Genomic DNA, 16,033 nt, shown 5'->3' with positions numbered 1-16,033 from the left:
AAATCAACAGCCTTGTTTAACAGAGCATTGTTTTTAAAAAATGGCTGTGTTAAAGGACAATTTTTTCCTTTGACTTTCAGAGAGTGTTTCATTATAGTTGCTTTATAATAATGAATAATCATTCCCGTAATCGCGGGAGAGGTTCATAGCGGACACCCTCTATAAAAAACTATGGCTTTGAATTATAATTTCAACCATATCCAGAGGATATGGTTTTTTTTATTTATAAAAAGGCATCTAGAAGGGTATTTGAACTCATATCGCGTTTGCGGCCATCTTGGGAGGCTAAAGAAATGGCTGGAAGAAAAGAAGAAGAAATGAAAGATTTGACACTGCTTGGCAATCAGGGAACAAAGTATTTATTTGAGTACAGCCCTGAAATCCTTGAATCCTTTGAAAACAAACACCCTTATCGGGATTACTTTGTAAAATTCAACACACCTGAGTTCACAAGCCTGTGCCCGATTACAGGCCAGCCTGATTTTGCATCAATCTATATTAGTTATATTCCAGATAAACTAATGGTAGAAAGCAAATCATTAAAGCTGTATTTATTCAGCTTCAGGAACCATGGTGATTTTCACGAGGATTGCATGAACATCATCATGAATGACCTGATTAAGCTAATGGATCCAAAATATATCGAGGTGTGGGGAAAGTTCACGCCTAGAGGCGGAATCTCAATCGATCCTTACACAAACTACGGTAAGCCGGGAACAAAATATGAAGAGATGGCAGATTACCGTCTGATGAATCACGATATGTATCCTGAGAAGGTTGATAATCGATAAAGTATATGCCTTATATAAAAAACCGTCTGACATTAACGTTCAGACGGTTTTCTGCATTAAGAAACAAAAACAAGTTCCTTTGGATATTTTGTGAGGATTTCAATTCCGCTCTCAGTAATGACTACATCATCCTCGATCCTAACTCCAGCTACACCAGGTACATAAATTCCCGGCTCAGCTGTAAAGACCATCCCTTTTTCCAAGACAAGATGATTGGTACTGGTCAAGGAAGGGAATTCATGGACGCTGATTCCAAGACCATGTCCAAGGCGGTGAGGGAAATATTCTCCGTATCCCGCAGCATCAATGACATTGCGTGCTGCCAGGTCTACATCGGAACACTTCACTCCTGCCCGTGCGGTATCCAGGGCTTGCAGTTGTGCTTTCAGTACGGTATTGTAAATTTTTTCCTGTTGCTTATTAATTTCACCAAATGCAACTGTCCTCGTGATATCAGAGCAGTAACCATCCATGACTACACCTAAATCGAACAAAACTAAATCACCTTTGCTCATTTTAGTTAGGCCAGGTGTACCATGCGGGGCTGCGGCATTCTTACCTGTTAGTACCATTGTTGAAAATGACATCTGTGTAACGCCTTTTTTCTTCAGTTCATATTCAATTGCAGCAAGCACATCAAGCTCGGTTTTTCCTTCACTGATTTCATTTACTCCTGTTTCAATCGCAAAATCAGCGAGTTCACATGCTTTACGCAGTTTTTGCAATTCATCTTCCGTTTTGACCATACGCATCAGCCTTAACTTTTCTTCAGCGGATACAAAAGCCGAGTCAGAAAATAGGGAATTCATTTTTTCATAACGTTCAACATTCAATTGTTCCTTTTCGATTGCTGTACGCTTAATGGAAGGAACTCTTTTTTTAATGGCATTGTATGCAAGCTCCATCGAATCATCTGTATCGCTATAGCCAATAATTTCAAGATTCCAGCCTGCATTTTTTGCATTTTCCTTATCCATTGCGGGACAAATCATGAATGGTTCTGCATCCTGAAACACAGCAATAGCCAGCAGGCGTTCATGAGGATCGCTTAAAAATCCGCTTAAGTAAAAAACATTGTCTGGAGATGAAATGAAAGTGACATCAGTGTTGCTTTCCTTCATCCAGCCAGATAATGCAGTCAATCTTTCAGACATTAAAATTCCTCCTCTTATATGTATATCTCATAATGAGATTAGCAAGTTGATGATGAAAAGTAAAACGTTCTTTTTATTAAAAGACAGTTTTTATTAATGTTAGCACCTTACTAAAAAAAATTATGTCATAGTTATCCAAAAGAGCCGGAAATTAGTTATTAATCATTCTCTACGCTGGGTATAAAGGAAATGTAAGCAGGAAATAAGTGAATGTTGTTGAAGTTAATTACTGAGAATTGAAAGGAGCGATAATATGAAAGTATCTTTTCACGGCCATTCTGTTGTAAAAATTGAAACGAATGGGAAAACGATCATGATTGATCCGTTCATTACAGGCAATGATCTGACTGATTTAAAGGTTGAAGATGTCAAGCCTGATGTCATTATCCTTACGCACGCGCACGGAGACCATCTTGGAGATACAGTGGAGCTGGCAAAGAAAAACGATTCTCTGGTGATCGCCAACTATGAATTAGCTACATATCTAAGCTGGAAAGGGCTAAATACACATGGTATGTCAATTGGTGGAGCTTATCAATTCGATTTTGGTAAAGTGAAGATGACTCCAGCGTTCCATGGCACTGGCATGATTACCGAAAATAATGAGATTATTTATGGGGGCATGCCTGCTGGGATACTGTTCATGGCTGAAGGAAAAACTGTGTTCCATGCTGGAGACACTGGGTTGTTCTCACATATGAAACTGATTGGCGAAAGGCATCCAATCGACCTGGCCTTCTTGCCGATTGGCGATAATTTTACAATGGGACCTGAAGACGCGGCTTTGGCTGCCGAGTTTCTCAATGCAAAAGTAGTTGTCCCAATCCATTTCAACACATTCCCGCCAATCAAACAGGATCCTCATGGGTTTGTGGATTCACTTAAGAAAAATAAAGGCAGGGTTCTTGAAGCTGGGGAAGTCATAGAATTATAAACCATTGTGCTGCACAACTTTTTGTGCAGCATTTTCTTTTAAAAATGCTTTTTTATTCTTACCTGGCATAGATATAAAATAAGACAACCTATAGGAGGGGAAAAATGAAAAAGAACAAATACCTGTTATACTTGCTCTTGTGCGGAGTAATGATTTATATTGCTATGCCTGTGCTTAACCTTACATCAGGCGGAACTCATGCGCTATTCGCCGGATCATGGCTGTTTCTGGCCCTGCTTGTATTCGCAGGCAACCTGGCTGCATTTTTGTATACACCGAAAAAGAATCCGCGAACTGGCAGGACTAGTCTTGATAACAAGCAGAAAAAAAAATCACGAGTATTTACTGGCTGAGGATTCAGCCAGTTTTTTTGAACAAAAAAGGCAATTTGAGTGCCAAACTAGGCAGTTGCGTCGCACCAAAGGGAACCAAAAAAAGAAGTTTCAGTGTCCGAGTATTTAGCTACAATTTCCAAAAGGTGACCGAAAGGGAAGGGTACGATTGAATCAGCGCTCTTTACACCTTATAATATAAAATGGATAGAACTACATTGAACGGAAAATTATTATAAAGGGTGAAAGTCTTGGCAACAAAGCATGAACAAATACTTCAATATATAGATGAATTGCCAATAGGAGAAAAAATCTCAGTACGCCAAATCGCCAAGGCGCTAAATGTAAGTGAAGGAACTGCCTATAGGGCCATAAAAGAAGCAGAAAATAAAGGCTATGTCAGCACGATTGAACGTGTAGGCACGATCAGGATCGAAAGGAAAAAGAAAGAAAACATAGAGAGACTTACTTTTGCAGAAGTAGTCAACATAGTTGATGGACAAGTTCTCGGCGGACGTGCTGGACTTCATAAAACACTTAATAAATTTGTTATTGGTGCAATGAAGCTTGAAGCAATGATGCGTTATACCGATGCTGGTAACCTTCTGATTGTAGGGAACCGCGATAAGGCTCATGAGCAGGCACTAAGGACAGGGGCAGCTGTACTGGTAACAGGAGGTTTTGATGCAGAGGACCATGTCAAAAGGCTTGCAGATGAGCTCCAGCTGCCGATTATCTCAAGCAGCTATGATACTTTTACGGTCGCGACAATGATTAACCGCGCAATCTATGATCAATTGATCAAAAAGGAAATTATTCTTGTCGAGGATATTCTGACGCCGCTATCGGATACGATTTTCCTGAGAAGCAATGATCGTGTTTCGGATTGGTACCGCCATAAGGACAAAACCTTCCACAGCCGTTTTCCGGTTGTCGACCATAATATGAAGGTCATCGGAATGATTACTTCTAAGGACGTCATGGGCCATGATCAAGACACAGTGATTGAAAAAATTATGACTAAAAACCCGATGGCTGTCAGCGGGTCGACAAGTGTCGCATCATCAGCCCATATGATGGTATGGGAAGGCATTGAAGTTCTCCCAGTTGTTGATGATTCGAACAGGCTTGAAGGGATTGTCAGCAGGCAAGATGTTTTAAAGGCACTGCAAATGATCCAGCGCCAGCCGCAGGTAGGGGAAACTCTTGATGACGCAGTCACAAGCCAGATGGTCCTGACAAAGGGGAAAACAAAGGATGAAGATATTTTCCGCTGCCAGGTCACTCCTCAGATGACAAACCATCTTGGAACAATCTCATATGGAGTTTTTACAACGATTGTTACTGAGGCAGCAAATCGGGTGTTGAGGGGCTATAAAAAAGGTGATTTAGTTGTAGAGAATATGACAATCTACTTCATTAAACCAGTCCAGATTGACAGTGTAATAGAGATTTATCCAAAGGTGCTGGAAGTAGGCCGGAAGTTCGGAAAGGTCGACATTGAAGCATTCAACGAAGGAGTTCTAGTTGGGAAGGCCATGATGATGTGCCAGCTGATTGACAGGCATTAAATCTATTCACTGGTTAGTTATCTGCGTATATAAATGACAAAAGCCGATCCGTAATGGATCGGCTTCTTTTAAATTACTCTTTAGCTTCTTTAGCTGCAAGCGGCAGATAGAATTTATATGCTTTTACACCAGACCAGACACTCATTGAGCCAATGATAATGAAGATAACTGCAACGATGTATGTAAGCGTTGTTTGAAAAAGGAATACCTGATTCAAGCCAAATAATCCAACGAATAGTCCTAATGCGATGCTAGATTTAGCGGACAGCCATTTCTTTTCAGCAGGACGCTTGCTGCGGACGTATTTAATTTTATAAAAGATATAGAATACGAATGAAAGTACGATCAGTAGTACGAATATAGGCATTGCATTTCCTCCACTTTTATAATCATTATTATTTTACCGCTAAATTTGTCTGAATGCTATAGAGAGGTTTCCTTTCAAGATATTTTAATAACTACTTTGTGCCCCGATTTGAGTGAGGCATCCCAGTTGTAATGTAAATCCCGTTCATGTGCTCAAAATTGAGTGTGGGAACCAATTTGGGTAAAAAGATCTCTGATTTGTCCAAAAAAGTAAATTAAATTCCCATGTGCCACAATTTCACAACAGTAACCAAAATCGAATTTAACCAAATCCTCCTTGTGCTTCTGCTTTTCTTTTCCAATAAATATGTTCATAATTAGGATAGAAACAAGGTGAAGGAGCATGTTGATGAAAGCGCAAATTCTAGAAGCTATCGAAAATTATGAAACAATCATTATCCACCGCCATGTAAGACCGGATCCGGATGCATATGGTTCCCAGGGGGGGCTGGCTGAGGTTTTAAAAGCTTCATATCCTGGCAAAAACATTTATACGGTTGGCAAAGAGGAGTCGTCCCTTAATTATTTAAGGAGACTGGATTCAATCCCTGACGATACCTTTAAGGGGGCGCTTGTGATAGTTTGTGATACGGCAAATGCTGAGCGTATTTGTGATGATCGCTATCGCTTGGGAGAACAGCTGATCAAGATTGACCATCATCCGAATGAGGACCCATATGGTGATTTGCAATGGGTCGACACAACTGCCAGCTCTACGAGTGAAATGATTTATGAGTTCTATCTTTCCTTCAAGGATCATGGGCTTAAAATGTCTGACGAGGCCGCTCGATTACTGTATGCGGGTATTGTGGGGGATACGGGGCGTTTCTTATATCCAAGCACTACAAATAAAACATTCGCATACGCTGGTGAGTTAATCCATTATAACTTCTCGAGGACAGAGTTATATGACCGGATGTATGAACTGGCTCCGAATGTGGTGAAATTAAATGGGTACATTCTGCAAAACTTTGAGATGCTCGAAAATGGTGCTGCTAGAGTTGTAATGAAGCAGGAATTGCTTGAACAATATTCAGTAAAACCATCTGAAGCTTCATTGCTTGTAAGTGAATTGGGAAATGTCGCTGGTATAAAGGCTTGGGTGTTTTTCATTGAAGAACAGGATCAGATCAGAGTGCGTCTCCGTTCGAAAGGCCCTGTAATCAACGGGATCGCGAGAAAGTATAATGGAGGAGGTCACCCGCTTGCAGCCGGTGCGTCCATCTATTCATGGGATGATGTCCAAAATGTTCTTAACGATTTAATTGAAGTTTGCAAGGAATAATAAATAAGCCCCGCTTGGCTAAATGCTGAGGGGGGCTCAACTTAATCAAGAATCATCTCTACCTGAATACTGACAGACGTGTATATGACCATAGATTTGATTTTTAATTTATATCGTTTGTCATTAATTGGGAGCGTCTTATTCTCAATCAGCTTCGTAATCAGCTCCCTGCTTTTAAAGACTGAGTCTAAGTCTTTCGCCAGCAGAATGTTCAGGTCGCTCTTGGTCTGTTCCTCAATCTCATAGATGCTCAGTGCATCAAGTTTATATTTCTTGTCATTCACGATTTTTACTTTTATCTCCTGTACTGTAAGCTTTTCCTCATTTTTCTTATTCAGCTCAGCATAATCGTCTTGCCAGATTTTAATGTCTGCTTCAAGTTCCGCAATTTTATCTTTTTGTTCATGGATGGTTTTCGAGTTTTTTTCCATTAATACTCCATTGAAATAAAGAAACAATACCCAGCTCAATGCGGCACCTATTGCCATACCGGAAAAAAATCTCTGCCAGGAAGGTTTTCGGTAATACGGAGGGACTCTCATTTTACACATGCTCCTGTGTAAGCCAATTGATAAGGAGCGCACCAGTCTGGGCACCGCCCATGGCTGTCAGGATCAATAAAAACTGCTTGAAGATATCCTTTGTTTCCCCGTTCAGCAACCCTTTTTCAAAGCTGTACACTGTATCAAACGTACCACCGATGGCTGCAATAATCGCCCATATTCTTATGGAGCTCGAGAAACGAGCTATTTCCGTCATCAGAGGCTGTCCTGTCAAAAATGAAGCAAGCCCCCCAATCAGCGAGCCGCCCAGCAGAACACCAAGCGCAATGAAATAAGCTTCAAACAAATGTGGAATAAATGGCTGATTCATTGAAAACATCCTTTTAAAAAAATTGATTTTTCTTCGTATTTCATCATATGGACAAACACGATTTAATATGTTTTAAAGTTCCTTGAACAAAATGAGAACATATTTTCTTTTTTTTAGATAAAAGCCTATAATAATAGTAGATGAACCTTTAAGGGTGTGAGAGAAATGACATTTATTCACCTTCATGTCTATAGTGCATACAGCCTGCTGACGAGCACGGCTACAGTTGAGCAGCTCGTCCACGATGCCAGGGCAAAAGGATTTTCCGCACTCGCGTTAACCGACCGGAATGTAATGTATGGTACTGTGGCGTTTTATAAAGAATGTCTTAAAAAATCAATTAAACCTATTCTTGGCCTGACCGTCGACGTTGTCAGCGAAATCGAGGAACTGGAGTCATTCCCGCTTGTGCTTCTCGCCAAAAATAATCAAGGCTTCCAAAACCTGATGAAAATTTCAAGTGCTGTGCAAACGAAGTCTCCGGAAGGGATACCTGTAAAATGGCTAAAACACTATGCGTCAGGACTATATGCCATGACACCGGGAAACCAGGGGGAAATAGAATATTATTTATCAAACGGTCAACAAGAAAATGCCCTCCAGACAGTGGAGTTATATACGAAATTATTTGGCAAGGAAAGTTTTTATCTATCAATTCAAAACCAGGGCTTGCCTGGGCAGCATGAATTAACAGCTGAGCTGGCAAAGCTTGGTACTCAGACGAATACTCCCCTTGCAGCCGCTAACCAGGTCCATTATTTGGAAAGAGAGGATTCCTTCGCACAGGAATGCCTTTTGGCAATCAAGAATGGTGATAAGCTTCAGGATGACGGACGTGAAAAACTGGGCAGCAGCGAGTTTTATCTTAAAACAGCTGCTGAGATGGCAGACATGCTCTCTGAGTATCCTGAAGCGTTAGAAAACACGCTTAAAATCGCAGAAAACTGCAATGTCATGCTCGATATGGAATCAAGGCATCTGCCAAAGTATCCTGTCCTGCCAGGGCAGAATGCAGATGAGCTGCTTGAATGCCAATGCTTCGAAGGATTGAAGGAGCGCTATGGAAATGCCTCTGCAGAACATGTAGCGAGGCTCAAATATGAACTATCGGTGATAAAGAAAATGAAGTTCAGCGATTATTTCCTGATTGTCTGGGATTTCATTAAATACGCCAGGGAACAGGGAATCCTCGTGGGACCAGGACGTGGTTCGGCAGCGGGTTCGATCGTATCTTATGTATTATTCATTACTGACGTGGATCCTATTGAACACGAACTCCTTTTTGAAAGGTTCCTGAATCCAGAGCGTATATCAATGCCGGATATCGACATCGACTTCCCCGACAACAGGAGGGATGAAGTGATTGAATATGTGGCATCAAAATATGGAGAGCTGCATGTAGCACAGATTGTCACTTTTGGAACCCTTGCGGCAAAAGCTGCAGTCAGAGATGTAGGGCGCGCATTTGGATTGAATCCGAAAGAGCTTGACCGCCTTTCAAGACTAGTACCATCTAAACTCGGAATTACCCTTCGAGAGGCACTAAAGGAATCAGAAGGCTTAAGAAGTTTTATTGAAGAATCTCAAAAGAATAAAAGAATCCTTGATACAGCCATTAAGCTTGAGGGGCTGCCAAGGCATACCTCAACGCATGCTGCCGGGGTCGTGATCAGCGAACATCCGCTTACCAACGTTGTGCCGATTCAATCAGGTCAGGCAAAAGTTTTCCTGACTCAATATTCGATGGACCACCTAGAAGAAATTGGATTGCTCAAGATGGACTTTCTGGGATTGCGTAATTTAACTTTGATTGATTCCATTCTTCATTCTATTTATCAAAAAACCCGCCGCAAGCTCGATATCCATGATATCCCCTTTGATGATGAAAAGACATTCCAGCTGCTCGGCAGGGGAGAGACAACAGGCATTTTCCAGCTTGAATCAGAAGGAATGAGAAAGGTTCTGACGAAGCTCGAGCCAGGCCATTTTGAAGATATCGTTGCAGTCAACGCGCTTTATAGACCTGGTCCGATGGAAAATATTCCGCTTTTCATTGACAGGAAACATGGAAAGCAGCCAATCGATTATTACCATAAGGATCTTGAAAATATCCTTGGAAATACATATGGCGTTATTGTTTACCAGGAGCAAATAATGCAGATTGCTTCCAAAATGGCAGGCTTTTCTTTAGGAGAAGCTGATTTATTGCGTCGAGCTGTTTCGAAGAAAAAGAAGGAAGTGCTTGACCAGGAGCGGGAGCATTTTGTGAGTGGGGCTTTGCGAAAAGGATATGACACCAAGACGGCGAATACTATTTATGACCTCATCGTCAGGTTTGCGAACTATGGCTTCAACCGCAGCCATGCTGTCGCGTATAGTATGATTGCTTATCAGCTGGCGTATCTGAAAGCTAACTATCCGTTGTATTTTATGGCCTCACTGCTCTCCTCTGCAATCGGGAATGATACGAAAATTGCTCAATATGCGAGAGAGCTGCAGCAAATGGGAATCAAGCTTCTTCCCCCTTCGATCAACAAAAGTGCGTTCAGCTTCCAGCCGGAAGGAGAAGCAGTCAGATACAGCCTGGCAGGTATCAAGGGTGCCGGCATTGCCTCATTAAAAGAGATTTTCCAGGCAAGAAGAAATCAGCCATTTAAGGATATATTCGATTTTTGCATAAGAGTGCCTCAAAAGGCCGCTTCCAGAAAAGTACTTGAAGCATTGATCTATTCGGGTGCTTTTGATGAATTCGGCTATGACCGTGCCGTGCTTCTCGCCACGATCGATGTTGCGATTGAACACGCCCAGCTTGTTGCTCCTGATGATACTGGACAAATCGATATGTTTGCAGAAGCTGAATTCTCGCTGAAGCCTAAATATACGGAAGTGGATCCTATGCGGATAGAAGACAAGCTTAACCTGGAAAAAGAGGTGCTTGGTGTTTATTTATCGAAACACCCTGTTTCAATTCATGAAAAAGAATTCATGGCTGCAGGCGTAAAATCAATTGCTTCTCAACCTATGAACGGGAGAACTAGGCTCGGTGTCTACATCACTGAACAAAAGAAAATCCGTACAAAAAAGGGAGAGGCAATGGCATTCCTGACACTTAGCGATGCCAGCGGAGAAACAGAAGCTGTCGTGTTCCCGGCTGTATACAAACAATATGGCCACGTGTTGACACAGGGGGAAATGGCGCTGTTAGAGGGAAAGTTTGATCAAAGGGATGGGAAAAGCCAATTTGTGGTGCAATCAGTCCTTGATCTTGAAAAAGAAACGACAAAAGTACAAGAAAAAACTGTATTATATTTAAGGATCGTCAAGGAATCAGATCCTGTTGGAATGATGAAAGACATAAAAGCTTTATTGAAAAAACATCAAGGGGCTGTTCCTGTCATCGTCTATAATGAGGAAACAGAGAAGTCGCTGCTGCTGCCGAATGAATTCAGTGTAAGCATTACGGAAAACAGCATGGCTGAATTAAGGAAAGTACTGGGAGTTAATAATGTTGTCCTGAAAAAATAGACCTTTACAAGTATGATAGATGTGTTATATTGGAAAAGGATATGTGTGGTCAGACCACTGAAGAAGGCAACTTTTTTTAAAAAATAAGGAGTGGACCTAAGTTGACTTTACGTGAAGAAGCTTTGCACATGCACCGTGTAAACAAAGGGAAATTGGAGTCGAAATCTAAAGTTCCTGTAGCAAATGCCAGGGATTTGAGCCTTGCTTATTCGCCTGGTGTGGCGGAGCCTTGTAAGGAAATATATGATAAGCCAGAAACGGTATACGATTATACAATGAAAGGTAATATGGTTGCGGTTGTATCTGATGGTACTGCCGTACTAGGTCTCGGTAACATCGGACCAGAAGCAGCTCTTCCGGTAATGGAAGGAAAGGCTGTTCTTTTTAAGAGCTTTGCTGGAGTCGATGCCTTCCCAATCTGCCTGAATACAACAGATATAGATAAGATTGTCGAAACAGTCAAGCTGCTAGAGCCAACCTTTGGAGGCGTGAATCTGGAGGATATTGCTGCTCCAAACTGCTTCGCCATTGAAGAACGCTTGAAGAAGGAAACAAATATACCTGTTTTCCACGATGATCAGCATGGAACTGCGATCGTTACAGTGGCAGGTCTTGTTAATGCACTGAAAATCGTTGGCAAGAAAATGAATGAAATCAAGGTAGTAGCTAACGGAGCAGGCGCTGCGGGAATTGCTATTATAAAGCTTCTATACTCTTATGGTGTCCGGGACATCATCATGTGTGATACAAAGGGTGCGATCTATGAAGGGCGTCCTAATGGAATGAACGCGATCAAGGAAGAAGTTGCTAAATTCACAAACAGGGACAATGTCCAGGGAACACTTGCTGAAGCAATTAAAGGCGCCGATGTTTTCATTGGCGTATCCGTAGCGGGAGCATTGACATCTGAAATGATCCAAACGATGAATAGCGATCCGATTATTTTTGCAATGGCAAATCCTGTGCCTGAGATTATGCCGGAAGAAGCGAAAGCAGCTGGAGCAAAGGTTATTGGAACAGGCCGTTCTGATTTTCCTAATCAGGTAAATAATGTCCTTGCATTCCCTGGAATCTTCCGAGGAGCATTGGATGCCAGAGCAACCCATATCAACGAAAAAATGAAGGTAGCAGCCGTGAACGCTATTGCTGGGCTGATACATGAATCCGAGCTTTCAAGTGATTATGTCATCCCTGGTCCATTCGACCCGCGTGTTGCACCTGAAGTTGCTGCGGCAGTGGCAAAAGCAGCGATGGAAACGGGAGTAGCCCGTATAAAGGTAGATCCTGAAGAGGTAAAAGACCGGACAAGACGTCTGGCAGTCATTGGAAAAGGTGAGTGATCGCTTAGTGGCACAACCTGAAAAAAACACGAAGGTTTATGTGGAAATTGTCAGACAGCTAAGGGAAATGATTGAGAAAGACGGTTTGAAAACTGGAGATAAAATCCCCTCTGAACGTGAGCTTTCGGAACGCCTTAACGCAGGGCGTTCCTCCGTTCGGGAGGCATTGAGGGCACTCGAACTTCTTGGCTTGATCGAGACAAGGCGAGGAGAGGGCACATTCATCAGAGATTTTCGCGGAAACCAGCTGGTCCAATTATTAAGTACCTTTATCCTGCAGGATGAAAAAGCAAAAACTGATGTCATAGAAACGAAATATATGGTAGAAGTTGATTGTCTTTATCTTGCAGCTGAGAAATTCCAAAAAGAGGAATTTGAGAGACTGCAAATTTGGATTGAAGAACATCATTTTGAAGATGAGGAGTTCTTCAAAAAAATAGCTGAAATAGCTGACAACCACCTTATTTATCGTATTTGGAATATATTAAATGACTATTATAATTCCCTTCAGCTAAAGGGGTCTCCAGCTGAAAAAGCTGAATATCGTATGCTTGCAGACTCGCTGGCAAGCAAAAAAAAGGAACTGATTCTGGAAAAGTATCGTGCGCTGCGGAAAATGTCGACCAATTGACGACATGAAGCAACAACTTTTGTCTGTTAGATGTTATATACTTGTGGACATGCTTAAGATACTTGGATGGCACAGCTCTTTCTTTTTTACCATAGTGGTCTGGCCACTAGTGCTTTATTACTAAATATTGTCTCTTAACTATAACTAGCAAGATTACGGAGGGGGTTTTATTTTGCTTAAAGAGCTTTTCACTAAGACGAAAAAGAAAAAGTACGCAACGATTCCTTCTGAAGCAGCCAAGCAGGATGTTCCTGAGGGAATCATGACAAAATGCCCGAACTGCAAAAAAATCATGTATACAAAAGAACTAAATAAAAACTGCAAGGTGTGCATCCAATGCGGTTATCACCATCAAATGAATTCAACAGAACGGATTGACAGCTTCCTGGATGCTGGAAGCTTCCACGAGCTCGACAGAGAGATGATCTCTGGCAATCCATTAGGCTTTCCTGAATATGAGGAAAAGCTAGAAAAGGACCGCCAGAAAACAGACCTGAACGAAGCAGTTGTGACCGGAATTGGCACGGTTAACGGACTGGATGTTGTCGTTGCGATTATGGATGCTACCTTCAGGATGGGAAGTATGGGATCGGTTGTCGGAGAAAAAATTACAAGAGCGATTGAAAAGGCAGATGAACTTTCCATACCGTTTATCATTTTTACGGCATCAGGAGGCGCAAGGATGCAGGAAGGCGTATTGAGCCTTATGCAAATGGCAAAAACTAGCGTTGCCCTTAAAAGGTTCAGTGATAACGGCGGCTTAATTATCTCAATTATGACGCACCCAACTACCGGAGGGGTATCTGCAAGCTTTGCTTCCCTTGGAGATTATAATCTGGCTGAGCCAGGGGCATTAATTGGTTTTGCAGGTCGCAGGATCATTGAACAAACGATCCGAGAAGAGCTTCCTGAAGATTTCCAGACATCGGAGTTTTTGTTAAAGCATGGACAGCTCGACGCGGTAATCTCTAGAGTTAATCTGAAGGAGAAAATAGCTGGAATACTTGAAATCCATCAGCCAGGAGGGACTTTCGAATGGCAGGAGAACTAGAATTTGAGAAACCGATAATAGAACTAAGAAAAAAAATTAGCGAACTGAAAGAATTCACGCAAAATACGGATGTTGATCTGACAACAGAAATCGATAAATTGGAAGCAAGGCTCGAAAAGCTTGAATCCGAAATTTATGAAAATATGAAACCTTGGGATAGGGTGCAGATTGCCCGTCATCCTAGCAGGCCAACTACACAAGAATACATTAATTTGCTTTTCACTGATTTCTTCGAGTGCCACGGAGACCGTTCATTTGGTGACGATGAAGCAATTGTTGGCGGTATAGCGAAGTTTCATGGTTATCCAGTGACTGTCATAGGCCATCAGCGCGGCAAGGATACAAAGGAGAATATCCGGCGCAACTTTGGGATGCCGCATCCTGAAGGCTACCGAAAGGCTTTAAGATTGATGAAACAAGCAGAAAAGTTTAAGCGCCCAATCATTTGCTTCATTGATACGAAAGGGGCTTATCCTGGAAAAGCGGCAGAAGAACGAGGACAGAGTGAAGCAATTGCCCGCAATCTTTTTGAGATGGCTGGACTGAAGGTTCCTGTCATTTGTGTTGTAATCGGTGAAGGCGGCAGTGGCGGTGCACTTGCCCTTGGAGTTGGCAACTATATTCACATGCTGGAAAATTCCACGTACTCCGTCATTTCACCAGAAGGTGCTGCGGCTATACTTTGGAAGGATTCCACATTGGCAAAAAAAGCGGCTGAAACAATGAAAATCACAGCACCCGACCTAAAAGGCTTAGGTGTTATTGATGAAATTATTCCTGAAGTAAAAGGCGGGGCACACAGGGATGTTGCCCAGCAAGCAAAATATATGGATAAAATCCTGAAAGATTCGATGTCTGAGCTTTTATCCATGGATGAGGAAGCTCTCATCGACCAGCGTTATGAAAAATATAAACGAATTGGCGAGTACTCGTTTCCGAATGAATTTATAGGGGTAAAATAAAACGTGCATTTAAGCACGTTTTTATTTTTTCCAAATTTGAACCATTTTCCTTTTATGAAGCGCTTGCAGTTATATGATAATTCCGTCTTTATGTCAATATTAAGGATTCAGTTGAGATACTATATGCTACGTGTTATTTTAGAAATATTCCCGGGTATTCTGTTTATAATAAGATAAGATTACTACAGTGTCAGAAAAAAATGGCTTTATTGTAAAATTGTACATAGATGATACTGAATGAGGTGAAAGACTATGAAAAGAATTGGAGTATTGACGAGCGGCGGGGACGCCCCCGGCATGAATGCTGCAGTCCGTGCAGTAGTAAGGAAAGCGATTTACCATAACGTTGAAGTTTATGGTGTTTTTGGCGGATATGCTGGATTGATGAGCGGTAATATTAAAAAGCTTGAACTAGGATCAGTTGGTGATATCATCCATCGTGGTGGTACATTCCTTTATTCTGCCCGCAGTGAAGAATTCAAAACGAAGGAAGGCCAGCAAAAGGGCATCGATCAGTTGAAGAAATTCGGAATTGATGGACTTGTTGTCATTGGCGGTGATGGATCATACAGAGGAGCAAAAGCTCTTACGGAACAAGGTTTCCCTTGTGTTGGGGTGCCTGGAACAATTGATAATGATATTCCTGGGACTGAATTTACGATAGGTTTCGATACAGCACTTAACACTGTTATTGATGCGATCGATAAAATCCGTGATACTGCTTCTTCTCACGACAGAACGTTTGTCGTTGAGGTAATGGGACGCAATGCCGGAGATATTGCTCTTTGGGCAGGTTTGGCAGGAGGAGCAGAAACGATTTTGATACCTGAAGATCCTCATGATATGAAGGATATCGCTGAAAGGCTTAAAAAGGGTCATGAACGCGGCAAGAAGCACAGTATCATTATTGTGGCAGAAGGCGTTATGAACGGTTATGAATTTGCGAAAAAACTTAAAGAAGAAACAGACTTTGATACTAGGGTGTCTGTACTTGGCCACATCCAGCGAGGCGGTTCTCCAACTGCATTTGACCGGGTTCTAGCTAGCAGACTTGGGGCGCGTGCAGTAGAGCTTTTATTAGATGGTAAAGGCGGACGGGCTGTAGGAATGGAAAGCAACGCTATGGTTGACTATGATATCATTGAAGCACTGGCGAAGCAGCATACAGTTGATTTGAACTTATATAAATTATCAAAAGAATTATCGATTTAGTCTCTT

General features: G+C 41.9%; 15 protein-coding genes. 11 read left to right on the top strand and 4 right to left on the bottom strand.

Annotated elements, in window-relative coordinates; translation table 11 throughout:
- The first annotated feature begins 293 nt into the window (after positions 1-293).
- Positions 294-791, top strand: coding sequence for a preQ(1) synthase (gene queF / locus V7654_RS16875; RefSeq protein ID WP_207500574.1), 498 nt, complete (start codon positions 294-296; stop codon positions 789-791).
- A gap of 56 nt (positions 792-847) precedes the next feature.
- Here the strand turns inward: queF and V7654_RS16870 are convergent, their stop codons facing one another.
- Entirely contained in the window at positions 848-1,945 is a 1,098-nt protein-coding gene (locus V7654_RS16870) for a M24 family metallopeptidase (protein WP_335431842.1), read from the bottom strand.
- A gap of 253 nt (positions 1,946-2,198) precedes the next feature.
- On the opposite strand from V7654_RS16870, the gene V7654_RS16865 reads away from it, so the two are divergent.
- The 3 genes from V7654_RS16865 (at position 2,199) to V7654_RS16855 (ending at position 4,782) form a co-directional block, all read left to right on the top strand.
- Complete coding sequence (locus V7654_RS16865) at positions 2,199-2,879, top strand: metal-dependent hydrolase (RefSeq protein WP_335431841.1); 681 nt, start codon at positions 2,199-2,201, stop codon at positions 2,877-2,879.
- A gap of 104 nt (positions 2,880-2,983) precedes the next feature.
- Positions 2,984-3,232: a hypothetical protein gene (locus V7654_RS16860; RefSeq protein WP_335431840.1), complete on the top strand. Its 249-nt coding sequence runs from the start codon at positions 2,984-2,986 to the stop codon at positions 3,230-3,232.
- A gap of 230 nt (positions 3,233-3,462) precedes the next feature.
- Positions 3,463-4,782 (top strand): CBS domain-containing protein, encoded by a 1,320-nt coding sequence (locus V7654_RS16855; protein ID WP_335431838.1) that lies wholly within the window; start codon positions 3,463-3,465, stop codon positions 4,780-4,782.
- Between the two features lie 73 nt (positions 4,783-4,855).
- Here V7654_RS16855 and V7654_RS16850 read toward each other — a convergent pair whose 3' ends face one another.
- Complete coding sequence (locus V7654_RS16850) at positions 4,856-5,149, bottom strand: YtpI family protein (RefSeq protein WP_335431837.1); 294 nt, start codon at positions 5,147-5,149, stop codon at positions 4,856-4,858.
- A gap of 348 nt (positions 5,150-5,497) precedes the next feature.
- On the opposite strand from V7654_RS16850, the gene V7654_RS16845 reads away from it, so the two are divergent.
- The gene (locus tag V7654_RS16845; protein WP_335431836.1) at positions 5,498-6,433 is read left to right on the top strand and encodes a DHH family phosphoesterase; all 936 of its coding nucleotides are present in this window, start codon (positions 5,498-5,500) and stop codon (positions 6,431-6,433) included.
- A gap of 41 nt (positions 6,434-6,474) precedes the next feature.
- Here the strand turns inward: V7654_RS16845 and ytrI are convergent, their stop codons facing one another.
- Complete coding sequence (ytrI, locus tag V7654_RS16840) at positions 6,475-6,975, bottom strand: sporulation membrane protein YtrI (RefSeq protein WP_335431834.1); 501 nt, start codon at positions 6,973-6,975, stop codon at positions 6,475-6,477.
- A gap of 1 nt (position 6,976) precedes the next feature.
- On the bottom strand, positions 6,977-7,306 hold the full coding sequence (locus tag V7654_RS16835; RefSeq protein WP_335376434.1) for a YtrH family sporulation protein: 330 nt from the start codon (positions 7,304-7,306) through the stop codon (positions 6,977-6,979).
- Positions 7,307-7,471: 165 nt separating this feature from the next.
- Between V7654_RS16835 and dnaE the strand changes: the two genes are divergently transcribed.
- The 6 genes from dnaE (at position 7,472) to pfkA (ending at position 16,027) form a co-directional block, all read left to right on the top strand.
- Positions 7,472-10,831 (top strand): DNA polymerase III subunit alpha, encoded by a 3,360-nt coding sequence (gene dnaE / locus V7654_RS16830; RefSeq protein ID WP_335431832.1) that lies wholly within the window; start codon positions 7,472-7,474, stop codon positions 10,829-10,831.
- A 101-nt stretch (positions 10,832-10,932) separates the two neighbouring features.
- Positions 10,933-12,171 carry an NAD(P)-dependent malic enzyme gene (locus V7654_RS16825; RefSeq protein WP_335431831.1) on the top strand — a complete coding sequence of 413 codons (1,239 nt, stop codon included), beginning with the start codon at positions 10,933-10,935 and terminating at the stop codon, positions 12,169-12,171.
- A gap of 67 nt (positions 12,172-12,238) precedes the next feature.
- Positions 12,239-12,802: a FadR/GntR family transcriptional regulator gene (locus tag V7654_RS16820; RefSeq protein WP_438825321.1), complete on the top strand. Its 564-nt coding sequence runs from the start codon at positions 12,239-12,241 to the stop codon at positions 12,800-12,802.
- A 172-nt stretch (positions 12,803-12,974) separates the two neighbouring features.
- Positions 12,975-13,853, top strand: coding sequence for an acetyl-CoA carboxylase, carboxyltransferase subunit beta (accD, locus tag V7654_RS16815; RefSeq protein WP_335431825.1), 879 nt, complete (start codon positions 12,975-12,977; stop codon positions 13,851-13,853).
- Positions 13,838-14,815 carry an acetyl-CoA carboxylase carboxyl transferase subunit alpha gene (gene accA / locus V7654_RS16810; RefSeq protein ID WP_335431823.1) on the top strand — a complete coding sequence of 326 codons (978 nt, stop codon included), beginning with the start codon at positions 13,838-13,840 and terminating at the stop codon, positions 14,813-14,815. The genes accD and accA overlap by 16 nt, the downstream gene beginning before the upstream one ends.
- A gap of 252 nt (positions 14,816-15,067) precedes the next feature.
- Positions 15,068-16,027: a 6-phosphofructokinase gene (gene pfkA / locus V7654_RS16805; protein WP_335431821.1), complete on the top strand. Its 960-nt coding sequence runs from the start codon at positions 15,068-15,070 to the stop codon at positions 16,025-16,027.
- Positions 16,028-16,033 lie beyond the last annotated feature (6 nt).

This window comes from Bacillus sp. JJ1609 (genome assembly GCF_036967045.1).
Taxonomy (GTDB): domain Bacteria; phylum Bacillota; class Bacilli; order Bacillales; family Cytobacillaceae; genus Mesobacillus.
This window is presented reverse-complemented; position numbering and strand designations above follow the sequence as displayed.

What these genes read in the sequence shown, in the direction of transcription:
- V7654_RS16850 (WP_335431837.1), bottom strand. Translation starts at nt 5,149, where the DNA reads ATGCCTATATTCGTACTACTGATCGTACTTTCATTCGTATTCTATATC.
- V7654_RS16820 (WP_438825321.1), top strand. Translation starts at nt 12,239, where the DNA reads ATGATTGAGAAAGACGGTTTGAAAACTGGAGATAAAATCCCCTCTGAA.
- V7654_RS16860 (WP_335431840.1), top strand. Translation starts at nt 2,984, where the DNA reads ATGAAAAAGAACAAATACCTGTTATACTTGCTCTTGTGCGGAGTAATG.
- accA (WP_335431823.1), top strand. Translation starts at nt 13,838, where the DNA reads ATGGCAGGAGAACTAGAATTTGAGAAACCGATAATAGAACTAAGAAAA.
- V7654_RS16865 (WP_335431841.1), top strand. Translation starts at nt 2,199, where the DNA reads ATGAAAGTATCTTTTCACGGCCATTCTGTTGTAAAAATTGAAACGAAT.
- queF (WP_207500574.1), top strand. Translation starts at nt 294, where the DNA reads ATGGCTGGAAGAAAAGAAGAAGAAATGAAAGATTTGACACTGCTTGGC.
- ytrI (WP_335431834.1), bottom strand. Translation starts at nt 6,975, where the DNA reads ATGAGAGTCCCTCCGTATTACCGAAAACCTTCCTGGCAGAGATTTTTT.
- pfkA (WP_335431821.1), top strand. Translation starts at nt 15,068, where the DNA reads ATGAAAAGAATTGGAGTATTGACGAGCGGCGGGGACGCCCCCGGCATG.
- V7654_RS16870 (WP_335431842.1), bottom strand. Translation starts at nt 1,945, where the DNA reads ATGTCTGAAAGATTGACTGCATTATCTGGCTGGATGAAGGAAAGCAAC.
- V7654_RS16835 (WP_335376434.1), bottom strand. Translation starts at nt 7,306, where the DNA reads ATGAATCAGCCATTTATTCCACATTTGTTTGAAGCTTATTTCATTGCG.
- dnaE (WP_335431832.1), top strand. Translation starts at nt 7,472, where the DNA reads ATGACATTTATTCACCTTCATGTCTATAGTGCATACAGCCTGCTGACG.
- V7654_RS16845 (WP_335431836.1), top strand. Translation starts at nt 5,498, where the DNA reads ATGAAAGCGCAAATTCTAGAAGCTATCGAAAATTATGAAACAATCATT.